At 55.9% G+C, this 12,737-nt stretch carries 12 protein-coding genes; all 12 read right to left on the bottom strand.

Annotated features, from left to right (window positions below; translation table 11 throughout):
• Positions 1 to 57 precede the first annotated feature (57 nt).
• The 12 genes from B2V17_RS12935 to B2V17_RS12880 all read right to left on the bottom strand — a co-directional run bounded on the left by B2V17_RS12935 (position 58) and on the right by B2V17_RS12880 (position 12,694).
• Positions 58 to 1,244 (bottom strand): IS3 family transposase gene (locus B2V17_RS12935; RefSeq protein WP_414690812.1). Its coding sequence is split into 2 segments (ribosomal slippage): positions 58 to 992 and positions 992 to 1,244, totalling 1,188 coding nucleotides; the frame shifts between segments, so codons are not numbered across the junction.
• Between the two features lie 760 nt (positions 1,245 to 2,004).
• A complete protein-coding gene (locus tag B2V17_RS12930) occupies positions 2,005 to 2,289 on the bottom strand; it encodes a hypothetical protein (RefSeq protein WP_292998337.1) in 285 nt (94 codons plus the stop codon).
• A 48-nt stretch (positions 2,290 to 2,337) separates the two neighbouring features.
• Positions 2,338 to 2,631 (bottom strand): pyridoxamine 5'-phosphate oxidase family protein, encoded by a 294-nt coding sequence (locus tag B2V17_RS12925; protein WP_292998335.1) that lies wholly within the window; start codon positions 2,629 to 2,631, stop codon positions 2,338 to 2,340.
• Positions 2,628 to 3,503 carry a metal-dependent hydrolase gene (locus tag B2V17_RS12920; protein ID WP_292998333.1) on the bottom strand — a complete coding sequence of 292 codons (876 nt, stop codon included), beginning with the start codon at positions 3,501 to 3,503 and terminating at the stop codon, positions 2,628 to 2,630. Before B2V17_RS12920 ends, B2V17_RS12925 begins: the two co-directional genes overlap by 4 nt.
• An 85-nt stretch (positions 3,504 to 3,588) precedes the next feature.
• Positions 3,589 to 3,858, bottom strand: coding sequence for an acyl carrier protein (locus B2V17_RS12915; RefSeq protein ID WP_292998331.1), 270 nt, complete (start codon positions 3,856 to 3,858; stop codon positions 3,589 to 3,591).
• Positions 3,859 to 3,948: 90 nt separating this feature from the next.
• Positions 3,949 to 4,779 carry an aldolase gene (locus B2V17_RS12910; protein ID WP_292998329.1) on the bottom strand — a complete coding sequence of 277 codons (831 nt, stop codon included), beginning with the start codon at positions 4,777 to 4,779 and terminating at the stop codon, positions 3,949 to 3,951.
• A gap of 15 nt (positions 4,780 to 4,794) precedes the next feature.
• The gene (locus tag B2V17_RS12905) at positions 4,795 to 5,484 is read right to left on the bottom strand and encodes a TenA family transcriptional regulator (protein WP_292998327.1); all 690 of its coding nucleotides are present in this window, start codon (positions 5,482 to 5,484) and stop codon (positions 4,795 to 4,797) included.
• Between the two features lie 25 nt (positions 5,485 to 5,509).
• Complete coding sequence (locus B2V17_RS12900) at positions 5,510 to 6,187, bottom strand: class I SAM-dependent methyltransferase (RefSeq protein WP_292998325.1); 678 nt, start codon at positions 6,185 to 6,187, stop codon at positions 5,510 to 5,512.
• On the bottom strand, positions 6,180 to 7,787 hold the full coding sequence (locus B2V17_RS12895; RefSeq protein WP_292998323.1) for an acyl-CoA dehydrogenase family protein: 1,608 nt from the start codon (positions 7,785 to 7,787) through the stop codon (positions 6,180 to 6,182). The genes B2V17_RS12900 and B2V17_RS12895 overlap by 8 nt, the downstream gene beginning before the upstream one ends.
• Entirely contained in the window at positions 7,780 to 9,321 is a 1,542-nt protein-coding gene (locus B2V17_RS12890) for a flavin-containing monooxygenase (protein WP_292998321.1), read from the bottom strand. Before B2V17_RS12890 ends, B2V17_RS12895 begins: the two co-directional genes overlap by 8 nt.
• Before the next feature lie 8 nt (positions 9,322 to 9,329).
• Positions 9,330 to 10,577 carry an acyl-CoA dehydrogenase family protein gene (locus tag B2V17_RS12885; protein ID WP_292998319.1) on the bottom strand — a complete coding sequence of 416 codons (1,248 nt, stop codon included), beginning with the start codon at positions 10,575 to 10,577 and terminating at the stop codon, positions 9,330 to 9,332.
• A 26-nt stretch (positions 10,578 to 10,603) separates the two neighbouring features.
• On the bottom strand, positions 10,604 to 12,694 hold the full coding sequence (locus B2V17_RS12880) for an alpha/beta fold hydrolase (protein ID WP_292998317.1): 2,091 nt from the start codon (positions 12,692 to 12,694) through the stop codon (positions 10,604 to 10,606).
• Positions 12,695 to 12,737 lie beyond the last annotated feature (43 nt).

Raw genomic sequence — 12,737 nt, 5'->3', positions numbered from 1 at the left:
CACCAAACCGGCAGCAGGCCAGAGCTTGTATTACACCTGTGACGTGACCCCCAACTTTCATCCAGTTGCGATTAAAGCCTCGGCATCGTTGTTGCGCGGTTGCGCGGGTGAAGCAAGGGGCTGCGTAGCGTAGCCTCCGGCTATGCGGAGCGCAGCAGCCCCTTGCTTTTTGAGGTCGGCGGCGAAGGCCGCCGGGGTGGCGTATCCGAGTGAGGAGTGCGGTCGGTCGGTGTTGTAATCGTCGGCCCATGCAGTGATCTTCTCGCGGGCATGGGCCAGCGAAGTGAACAGTGTCTCATTGAGCAGCTCGTCGCGCATCCGCCCGTTAAATCTCTCGACGAACGCGTTCTGGGTCGGCTTGCCCGGCGTCGTGTAATGCCATTCGACCTTGGCATCGCCGCACCATTCGAGCACCGCGTTCGAGGTCAGCTCGGTTCCGTTGTCGCTGACGATCATACCGGGCTTGCCCCGCACCGCGATCAGCTCGGCCAGTTCGCGCACCACCCGCTTGCCCGAGATCGAGGTGTCGGGAACCGCCGCCAGGCACTCGCGCGTCACATCATCGACGACGTTGAGCACCCGGAACCGGCGACCGGTGATCATCTGATCATGCACGAAGTCCAGGCTCCAGCGCTGGTTGGGTAGCGCCGAAACGGGAGCTGGCACCCGTGCACCAACCGCGCGTTTGCGCCCTTTGCGTCGCCGCACGGTCAAGCCTTCCTCGCGGTACAGCCGCTGGGTCTTCTTGCGGTTGATCGTCAGCCCCTCGCGCCGCAGCAGGATGTGCAACCGCCGATACCCGAACCGGCGGCGTTGATGCGCCAGTTCCCGCAGCTTCTCGCGCAAAGCACCATCATCGCGCCGCGACTGGTAGCGAATGACTGTCCGGTCCGCATCGATGACCCTGCACGCCCGCCGCTCGCTGACATCAAGCAGGGCCTGAAGATGCGCGACCGCTTCCCGCTTGGCGGCAGGCGTTACCATTTTTTTGCCAGCAGATCCTTCAGACCCGCGTTGTCCAGCATCGCGTCGGCAAGCAGACGCTTGAGCCGCCCGTTCTCGTCCTCGAGCGCCCGCAGCCGCTTCGCCTCCGACACCTCAAGGCCGCCATACTTGGCCTTCCAGTTGTATAGCGTCGCTTCCGACACGCCATGCTTGCGGGCCAGGTCAGCCGTCTTCGCGCCTGCCTCTGCCTCACGCAGAACCCCGATAATCTGCTCTTCTGTAAATCGTAGTCGCTTCATCTGTCCGTTCCTTCTCTCAAGGGCCGGACTCTAATCAATCTTGGAGGGAAATCAGGGGGTCACGTCACCCTGGGTCCCCGACAGTGACATTTCTATTTAGCGGAGACCGTTCGGTATGATAATATTTCATATGATAAAATGGATTTCGGCTCAATTCGTCCGCAAAACCAATGTTGAGCGATCTAGATGTGTGGGTCTGAGTGTGGGTCCATTGCGCTTTTGAAACATTTTATCAGAGCAATATCAATACTATATGACAGATTCAGGGCGGACACCCTCTCCGCCAGCTATATCATCTCACGAATGCCAGGTTGATCCCGGAAAGTCGGGGATTTCTGGGCTTTTTCGGCTTAGATCGCACTTTCAGTATCTTATATTGTTCTTCATGATCTCTCCAACTCCGCGTTCGAATGTGGGGGGATTGTTGGGGTGGAACCGGATCATCGACCATGGGCGCGCCTCGCGCGCTGCCTTCGATACTAGAGCGCCCTCTTCGAGGAAATCGACATAGAGTCGAGCAAGGCCCACACCCGTCGCAAATCCGATCGCAGACGGAGTCTCAACCGAACACCGACACAAGCGCGCCGGGCGTTCCTGCCAATTGGATGCGCCACAACCAGCGCGCCTTTACCGTTGGCGCAGCAAGAATATCAAACCGCTTGAATCTCGTTATGGCCGCGGGACCTGCAGGGGCTACGACAAGAGGCACGGACATTCTGTGCTGGGATCTCGTCGGTGAACGAAGATGGCGGCAGACTGATTAATTCGCTTCTCCAGGAAGCTGCGCGCGCAACGCAGCAATTTCGGTTTCGAGTTCGGCAATTCGAGCATTGAGGTGCGCCATGGCTCCGGCAACCTCGGCCAGATCGATTTTCTGCGGGATATGCTGCGGGCAATTGATGTCCCATGCGGAGACATCGAACAGGATTGCCCGCTCTCCCTTAGCCGGATAGCCCTTGGGCATCAGCCGCGCGACGACTTCGGGATCGTTTGACACACGCGCCCGACCCCAGACCTTGATCCGCCGCTTGTAGGCATAGTCCATAAGGAACAGGAACGCCTGGTCGTTGTCGGCAAGGTTGCCGTTTGTGATTTATTGCTGGTTGCCGGCGTATTCAGCGAAAGCGAGTGTTCTCGGTCCAACCCGCCGGATGAAACCTTTTGGCCCGCCGCGATGCTGGGCATAAGGCTGACCTTGCGCGTTCGCGGTGGCGAGATACGCGGTGTCGATTCCTGCGATGAACTCTTCGAACCCTTCGTCGATCTCGGTTCGGAAGCCGCCCTGCTTTTCAAGCTGTGCATAGCTATCGCGAGACCCGCGTGCCTCCTGGAGCGCCTTGACGGTCGGGGTGAAGGCAATGTCGCTGGCGGGCGAGTTTGCGATCACTTGCTGTTGGCTTCCGCAGCCTCGTATTCTGCAATCAGGTGCCGGTCATTGACGTCCCAAGGGTGAAAGCCTGGCTTGAAGTAGAGCAACCAGGGAATGATCATGCGGCGATAGAGACCCGGCTTGCCAAACATGTAATTCAGAAACCGGAGTTTGTTCTTCCATCCCGACAAACCGTCCTGATCCAGCATTTCCTTGCTGCTATTCCAGATCATCAGGACAAACCTGATTGTTGCGACGATCATGACTTGCGATCGAAACCTCCAGCGTTTCCAAGCGCTCCAATCGCGCGTGACATGCAGCCAAACATCAAACGCGACGGCCTTGTGTTCTATTTCCTCGATGGCATGCCAGCGCCAGATCGACGCGAATCGTGGAGCCATGCCCTCCATGTGAATTGGATTCGTTAGAAGTTCATGCGCGGCAATTGCCGTATAATGTTCAAGCGCCATAGTTGTCCCGAGCCAGACTAGCGTCGGCTCGGCCTTAATCTTGGCGATTCCCTCGGCCATAATTTCATCAATCTTCCGAAGGTCATAGCCGGAATTCTCAACCAGCCTGTTGAATATGGCGTGCTCTCTGCTGTGATTGGATTCCTGCCGCATAAACGAGCGGACCTCACCGGAAAGTTTTGGCGGCAAGTCGTCGCTAAATTCCCTTACTGCGTCGATAAAGGCGGCTTCGCCGCGCGGGAATGAGGCGGAATGAACGGTAAAGAATATTGATCCGAACGGGTCTCCGTTCAGCCACCACCGGCTGGGGGTGGATTCACGAGAGAAACGACGATTGCGGACCGTTAGATGCACTTCGTCTCCGAAATTGGCCCTGGTGCGGCGCTCCATCTTTGTGGGCGAGAGCTCTTGGCTGAACATTACGATCCCCATATTGCTGCAATTGACACTAGCCGGCGTGCTGTCCGAAGTACTAGTCGATTCGAATTGCGATTGATCAAAGCAACTAGGCTTCCTGAATTATCGAGCGGCTCTTTCTGAATAGTTCCTCGGACAATTCTGATATGCTTTGTACTTCCCAGAATATCTCGGGCTTAACAGTAAAATCGCTGAACATGTCGTCTAGACGGCAGGCCAGACTGACAGATTCAACGGAATCGAGACCCAGTGCAGCGAACGATGCCTTCGGGTCGATATCGTGAATATCAAGATCAGTTTCCTGACTGAGCATTTCGATCAAGGTTTGCTCTAGAGACTGAACGGAATCAAATTGCATAAATAAATCCAATCTTTTTTATGCGACTAAATGGTGTGCGATATGGAAAATGTTAATCTTATATTTTGAAGACATTGGGAAACTATCGATTCAATACGAATTTTCAGATCCGTGCTGATTATTTCCAACGAACCTGCTTCTTCGCTCAAAATAGTCAAAGGTTGCCGATATCCGCCTTGGATCAAGCGTCCAGTCACGTGCTTCCCGGGCCAAAGCCGGATCGAGTGCACGAATCTCGCCCCCTCCAGAGGTGGCGAGCAGCTGCATCCGCGCGGCTCGCTCGCATTGGACGGCCATCACGCATGCTTGCTCGACTGAGGCTGCGGCGACGATCAGTCCGTGATGAGCCATGATGAGGACGCGCTTGGAACCGAGCGCATCGACAATCGTGCGACCTTCTTCGTTACCGACCGGTACGCCTGGCCAATGATCGAGCGTGGCGATCTCATCATACAGCATGCAGGCATCCATTTGTGCCACCTGCAACTCCTGTCCCGTTAGCGACAGCGCACACACATGCATCGGATGGGTGTGCACGATACAGTTGACGTCATCCCGCGCCCGGTAGACCCAGCTGTGAAATCTGTTCGCCGGATTGGGGACGCCTTCGCCTTCCAGCACTGCAAGGTGTTCATCCACTAGCAGGACATTGGCCGGAGAGATTTCGTCGAGGCCTCTTCCAAGAGGCTGGGTCAAGTAGGTCCCCGCTCGTTCGCCGCGGGTTGTTATCTGCCCGGCAAGCCCTGAATCGTGTCCAAAGTGAAACAGGATTCGGCAAGCCGCAGCCACTCTCTCTCGGGCAGACATGCGCGCAGGCTCGAACGCAGCATTGAAGGTTGCTTGCGCGCCTGCCTTCAAATCATCCTTCCCAGCCTGGAAACTGTCGACTTGTCCGATAGAAGTAATTGCCGTTTCTCGCATGAGATCCTCGATGCTCTAGCCGACGTTCGCAAGCTGCTGCCCTGCATGGGTCAGGATGCCATCAAAGAAGCTGTATCGGGCCTCCACAATCCTGCGTCCGGCAGTTGTCAGGATCGGAATTCGGTGCGGACTTTTTGTCACTATCTCGATCATGATCTGTTCCATGGTTTCGGCGTGTCCATCGTCACAATCGACGTGAATCTGGAAGAAGACGCAGTCCTCATCGCGATATCCAAGGGCTTTCAAACCCAACAGGATATCCCCGTAGACCGCCGGAACGAGAGCTTCTGCACCAAGGCACAAGGCTCCAAGGCCGCTCGCGCAATCATCGTCACGGCATAGTTCGTACATCTCAGCGATCAGAGCGCGTGTTTCCGGCCGGGCAATGTCATCGGCGGGCTGCGCAATTCCAAAACTCCGCAACATATCGCGATAAATCTCACTGTGCGGGATCGTTTCCGCGCCATCCAGGCCAAGTTCTTCAAACAGATTGGCGGCCAGAGCCAAGACCTGGTCGTTTCCTTGAAGGCGGCTCATCAGCGCGCAGAGGAAGCGAGTGAAATGGTGGCTGTATAGCGCTTGTTGTTCAAGGAAAGTGCGCATGGCTTGCGCGGTTACCGTGCCATCGCGGCAGCAACGCAGAAAGGGATGCGAGCGGATCCTTGCGGTCAGCTCGTCGCGCAATTGATCAATAGTGTCGGTCATTCGTTCAACTCCGATTTCTGCGCGTTCATCGGCGGGCTTCGAACAAGGCGCAGCACCCGACGGTTTCGATCCGGACGTCCGTGAAGTGTTGGCTAAGAGATCTGCGCAACGCGTGCTCGCTGTCCGCGTGGTTGGAAAATATATCAAATTTCGAATAGCCCCACATAAGTGCCCGGGCGATTGCAGTGCGCTTTATGCCAGCGCCAAGTAAGGTGCTTCCGAATAATACGCCACCGGGACTGAGTAGTGACTTCAGATTTCCGAATGATTTGCCTTTGCTGCTGAATTCTCCTGGAACACAATGGAGAACATAGTTTATGCCAATTGAATCGAATCTGCTGGTGTAGTTTTCGGGAAATGGCTTTAGTATGTCGTGGTGATACAATTCCGGATCATATCTCTTCAGGCGTCGTGATGAATAATCCAGGCAATTGCGACTGAAATCCATGATGCCAATTCGACGCTCAGCTGGATCAAGTGATGCCTTATCAAGTAGAAATCCGGTCCCTACACCTACTTCTAAATGATTTTGGCTTGTCAAATCGCGATATTGATCAATGAGCCGTTCGGTCGGGCACTTCCAGGCATATTTGTTGCAAAAGCCGTGTACCCAAAGATCGTAACCATTGAGGAACGAAGTATCATAGACTTGCACTGATCTTTTCACCTTAAGATCCAGATCGATCTTTGTGGTTTCAGCCATTGACCCTGCCTCCTCTTTTCTTATTTTCGCATTCGGCGCCTGCGGCGCTAAGAAATGGATCGATGCAGCCGTCCTCGCCGATTTCCAAGGGATCGGCATCGCCGATGTCTTGTCGATAACCGGCAATCGTGGCTCGCAGATCAGCAGCCGCCGGTTGAGGATCAGCCGCTTCGGCGCTAATTTCGGCAAGCGCACATGCGTAGCGCCGCTGGATCCATTTTCTGGCCGGGCTGCCTGGCGGCTGGGCACAATCAAGCAGTGCCCAGGTAAGCAAGCGGCCGGAATAGTCCCGCATGAGCAGCCGCCGGTCGATTGATGAACCGGGTTGGCTTGATCCGGCCATGACCGCTTTCAGTTCGGCGCAATCGCTTAACGCTCTTTCGACCTGACCAGAGCCCGGGAAAGCGGCTGCGGCGAAGGCTACGAGATCGACAGGTGAGTGATCGGCGGTTGAACCCAGATGAGCCAGAAGTGTCTCGGTCGGCCCTTCGAAGATCCGCAAAATCCGGGCATCCCGCCAGATCCTGGGGGCAACATTCGGTTCGATATAGCCGCGCCCACCCAGAAGCTGAATCAAGTCGTCGGCGGCTTCGCCAAGTAGCTCGCTCGCGGCAATCTTGCAGGCGGCCAGGATGGCAGGCGGCACCGGAAGCTCGCGGTCGACTGCATCCAGGACGGAGAAAACCAGGTGCTCCACGGCCTCGGCGCGGAATGTAAAATCGGCCAGTTTGCGCTTGGTTACAGGGTTGTGCGCAAGCAGGCCGGTCGCGATCTGCCTTCGGTTCGCGTACTTGTCTGCCAGGACAGCGCAGCGCTTGATCGCACCGATCGTCGCGGCGGCTATGACCAACCTGCCGCGCATCATCGTGTCCTGCGCAACCTCCAGGCCGCCTCCCAATTCGCCCAGGATGCAGCCTGGCGACACCCGGACGCCATCAAGGACAACCCGGGATTGTGCCGTCGCGCGCATACCCAGGGTCTTCGCTTCGGGCCCGATGCGGAGACCCGGCGTGCCGCGATCGACTGCGAAGCAGGTTATGCCAACGAAGGCGCCGCTTTCGTCAATGGTGCGGGCGAAGACGTAGATAATTCCGCACCAGGAAGCATTGCCGATCCAGTGCTTGGTTCCGTCAATCACATAGTCGCCGTCGCTCCACCGCGCGGTGGTCAACATCGCTTGAGGCGCCGATCCTGCTGCAGGCTCGGTCAGCGCAAATGCGCCCAGCAAGCGGCCGGCGGCCAGGTCCTGCAAATAGCGATCGCGAAGTGCCCCTTGGCCGAACTGCTCAAGCGGCCTGATGCCCAGAACATTTGAAAGTCCGACAAACAGGCAAAGGGTTGGATCGATCGCACCAAGCTGCGAGATGACTTCGCCAAATTCACGGTTTGATAGCCCCAGTCCGCCATCGCTCGGTGAAACCGATAGTCCGAAGAGGCCTTTGTTGCCGAAATCGAGCACTACGTGCGGCGGCAGACACTTGCGCTCGTCGGCGAGTGCAAAGTCAATTCGTGCCCCGCAGTAGTCTTGCAGCCAACGCTTGAGCTCTTGCACCCGAGGGGTGTGGCTCACGAACGGGATCGAAACCTGGTCGTCAAGCATCCTGCAGCACCTTGTCGCCAACCTGCTTTTGCGCAGTTGGCGAGCCCGAACTTGCTTGGCCAAGGGATGAGAAATCGAAATCCCGCGGCGAGAAAGTCAGGCGGGTGATCAATTCCATGACGATGGTTGGAAAGGGCAGGAAGGGCAGATTGGCAGCTGTCTTGGATGGAAGCTGACCTGCGGATTCTTGGCCGGTGTTTGACAGGAGATAGCGGTATGAGGGGCAATCGGGTTGAAGGACGATGTGCTTGCGATTGAGCTTTTGGACCATGGCAGTCATCTTGGCGGCCTTGGCCGAATTGATCCGCGCACAAGTCAGCCCGTTCCGCCGCATGTGCCGCACGAGCTTCAGGAAGGTCTTGGTATTGAATTCTGCAAGCCGTGGCGGAATGATCCAAAGCGGCGAACCGAAGATGGCCAGGAGGGAATTCGGCAGGCCGTCAATCACTCCGTAGAGGCCGCGGATGTTGTGTGGATCGAGGCTGAAGGTTTCGCCGTCAACACTGATGTCGAAGGCTATTTCGGCCATGTGATAGCCAGTTGCCAGAACGACGATATCGGCCTGAACCGTCTTGCCGTTAACGATCAGGCTGTCTGGGGTGTAACGTTCGATGCCGGAACTGCCAGCAATCGAGACGAAATCGACATCTGGTCGCTTCAGACTGTTGCGAAAACCAAGGTAGTCATACCCGCGGCGGGTACACTGAACCGGCTGCGTCAAAGGCGGGATTGCCGCAGCTGGCATTCCGTCGCGCTTCAGCACATATTCGCGAAATCGATAGGGCCAGCGATACAGGGCTTCGAGATGCGGGTGGCTGTCGAAAATCGAAATGATCTCATTCTTGCATCGCAGGACTGCGCCCTGCAGGCGGTAGCCCAGCAAGGACTTTGGGCCCGGAGTCATTCGCGTCTTCTTGATATAGGGGGTGGTGCGGCTGATCAGTGTGATCCGCGATGCGGCGTCCGCGATCGAAGGGACGAGTTGCACGCTCGTGGCTCCGCAGCCGACAATCGCAACACGCTTGTTCCGAAAATAACCCGGATCATTCGGCAGTTCACTGGCGTGGACAATTGTGCCCTGGAATTGCTCTTGTCCTTCGAAAACGGGGCGCTTCGCCTTTGTCACGTCGGCGCCTGAAAAATTCGCCCAAATGACAAATCGCGCGCGCAGGACTCCCCTGTTGGTGGCGATGTGCCAGAGGTGATCCTTCGTTTCAAAAGATGCGCCCACAACGCTGTGGTTGAGGCGTATGTTTTTCAACCCCACATGCTTTCTGGCAAATAATTTACAGTATTCAAAGAGTTCCGCCCGGGTCGCGAAGCGTTTCTTTGAGTACAGCGGTTCAAGCAAGGGGACATAGGTCGATGCTTCGGTATCGGCGCCGCATCCTGGGTAGTCATGATCGCGCCAGGTTCCTCCAACCTCGCCGGCGCGCTCCAACACTGCAAAGCGCAACCCATCTCGGCGCAAATGCGCCGCAGATGCGAGGCCCACAATGCCCCCACCGATCACGATTACGTCAAGCGCTTCCATTTGCAGGATCAATCGAAAGGCTGATTGGATTCGCGCGGCAAGCCCAGCAATCGCCGGCTTATGGTAGATTTTGAGCGGTCCGCTGAAACCGAGATGTGTTGCTGACCGGTCAGTGCATCACGCAGAAGCTTTTCGATGGGAAGCTTGCGGGAAATCGCTGCGGCGCCACATGACGCGAAGATCTTCTGAATTGCAGCTACACTCATCTCGGTCGTCTGGTAGGCAGCCATCTGCAGATGCGCTTCTTCCTCAAGCGTGAAGTCACGGTTCGCGAGACAAATTTCCCAGGCCTCGTCCGCGGTAAAAAGTAGGTGTGCTTTTGCAGTTCGGACCATAGTTGCGGCTTCGGCGATCGCGGCCCGAGTGGCCGGAATGGTTGCCTGGCTTTGCAACTTATTGGTCAGCATGATCTTGCTGGTCGTGTGGGTAACGAAGGAGTCCAGCGCACGCTCGGCAATACCAATCACAACCGCTGCGGTATGGAAGCCGGTCCAGGGGACATAGGGCAGGCGGTAAATCGGCTCGTCGAACTCGGCCGGCTTGCGGTTGACGTGTGCAATTATATCGATCGCGAACGCTTCGGGGACGAATACCTCGGTCAGCTTCACATTGTTGGAGCCGGTGCCGCGTAGACCGATTACGTCCCAGTTTTCGACAATCTGGCAGTCTTCCTCCGGGACTAGCATCGCGCGGATTGCTGGCACTTCTCCTTTGGCGATGTCAGCGGGATTGGTCGGATCCGGGACCAGGGCCAATGCGACTTTGTAGCCTGAACGATAAACGTTGCTGTTGAACGAGCTTTCGCCGGAGACGATGTATCCGCCATCGACCGCTCTTGCGAAGAATGCTGGAATGAAGCTCCCCGCGACGTGCCTGGAGCGATCGGCGAAGGCCGCGCGCATGGCTTCGGTTCCGAAATCGCGACCGACTTGCCAATTGAATCCGGTCGAGACCATGAAGCACCAGCCGGCCGAAGCATCGGCCTTGGCCAGTTCAATGATCGCCTCGCATTGAATTCGCGGGGAAGGGCAGGACCCGCCATAGGCTGGAGGCGTGTTGATAGAATATAGCCCGCTTTCCTGGAACGCGCTGACAACATCGTCGTGCAGCCGGCCGTTCTCCTCGGCAAATGCTTCGTGTTGCCGCGCCAACGGGGCGATCTTCCTGGCCATTGCCAGGCAATCGATATCGTTGGATTCAAGGGTGTATTCTTCCGAGATCGCTTGAGTTGCCATTATCCTGCCTTTCAATTCCATTTGCCTGACGGGGCGGTTGGTTGTGACTATGCTGCCGCTTCGACCCGCTCGCTTTCGGGGAGCGCATTGACCCCATGCTCGATGAATGCATCGAGCATTCGCTTCACGCTGTGGCTATTTTCCTTGTGAATATAGTGAGATCCGCCAATGATCTGGAACCCGACCGAATTGGCGAAGTTGCGCCCAACCTTTTGTGCTAGGCGAGGATCCGCGATATTGTCACGCTCACCGCTGAGTATCATGATCGGAACTTCGAGCGTCGAATAAAGCTTGCTGATGTCGTGTTGCCAGAATTCGAGCAATTGACGCGAGTAGTTCAGAATGCTGCTCTCAGCCACGAAAGGTGCAACCAACAACGGCCGAACATTGCGATTGACCATGTTGAGGATATCGGTGACGTTCCGGCTCAGATCACCGCCACGTTCTTCATTACTGGTGTCTGCGCCGCCAAAGAAGCTGCCCATGAACTCCTGAACAAGTTTGGCATTTTTCGGCGCACGATCGACTGCCCGGCAAATTGGCTCCATGCTTATTTCATATTGGGTGTCGAGATCTTCGCCTTTGGTGCCTTTGAAAGATGGAGTCAGGCAGACCACTCTTGCAACGCGGTCTTTGGCGCGCGAAGCAACTTCAAGCGCGATTTTGCCCCCGGTGCACCAACCCATCAGATTGCAATCATATAGGTCTTCTGCACCCAGGATTCGCAAAGCATCCTGCACATGGTCTTCGGTTGAAAAGCACCCCTGCATGCCACCAGCAACAACCGAAGTACCTCTGATCTCCCAAAGATAGATGCGATATTCGTCACGCATCAGATTGAATAATTCTGTCCAGAAATGAAGACTTTGCCCATAGGCATTGATAATCAATACTGGAACCTTGCCGCTCCCGCCGACCAGATAGGAAAGGGATCCCGTAGCGGTGGAAATGGACCGTGCTTCAAAATCTTCGACCGGAGATTCGAACAGGGTCGCACGACTATCCTCATTGTTGAACCGCGCGTAGTAGACCTCAATCAAACTTCGGGCGTCGGCTCGTGTAATTTTCTTGGCGTTGTCGCTTCCCAGGAATTTATCTACGTTTGACGTATCGAACTCGTAGAGGTTGCTGAAATATTTCTCGTATTCGCCCATTTGTTTACGAACCAGATGATCCAATGGTTCGAATTCATCGGTTGATTTTACGCAATGAACCCTAATTCCCAGCACCTGCTCCATTTCTTCGAGCAGTTCGGAGTGGGCCAGTTGGCTCTTGTTGACCACGTGGAAAATGTGACCGAGCGAATCCGGGCGATCGGCCAGCTGCGAAATCTGCGCGACGACATCGTCGACGTAGATTAGGTTCATGGCCGAGTTTTCATCAGTGTTGGCAAGTTTGATCGGGTGATGAGAGAGAAAGCCTGGAATCTTGCTTTCTATTTCGTTCTTTAGCTTGGCGCAGATCGTCACGAGGCCGTAGAATCCCGTGTCGGTCTTGCCGTCGTGCGTCTGGGAATGCCCGACTACAATCGAAGGCCTGAAAATGCGCCAGCCGATCCCGGCGGCTTCACAACTATCCCGCACCGCCAGTTCGGCCTCCCGCTTGGCAAGCTCGTAAGATGTATCGGCACCGTCCATCGTTTCGTGGAAGGATTCGTTGTTGAAGCCGACGTGGTTGCCAGCAACGATCGCGGTTGAGAGGTAGTTGAAAGTTGTGACGCCGAGCCGCTTTGACAGGGCCAGGACCTCTTCTGTGCCGCCAACGATGCTTTTGGTGACATATTGCCGAAGCTTGATGCTGAACCGCAGCATCGCAGCGAAGTGCCACATTTCAGTAGCTTCGATGGAATCAATCTCAGCCTCGGACAGTCCGCAATTTGGCTTCTCGATGTCTGCGGCCAGAACGCGGCATTTTTGCGCAAAGCGCGCTTCGATTACGGTGAAGTGTTCAGAGAGACCTTCGTCCTTGACGGCCCTTGCGAGCGCTGCGGCCATCCGCTCCTGCGCGGATGCGCGTAGCGTGTCCCGAACCAGACAGGTAATCGTCCCGACCTCGTTCGCCCTATTGTACAACAGGTCGATCAGGAAATGGCTGGCGATAAATCCAGCGGCTCCCGTAATGATTATGTTTCTGGACACTGTGTTCTCCGGAGGAATATAATTATGCTGCATCTTTACTAAT

It is taken from the genome of Novosphingobium sp. UBA6272 (assembly GCF_002440635.1).
GTDB lineage: Bacteria > Pseudomonadota > Alphaproteobacteria > Sphingomonadales > Sphingomonadaceae > Novosphingobium.
Note: the sequence above shows the minus strand (reverse complement) of the source record. Positions and strands in the feature narration are given on the sequence as shown.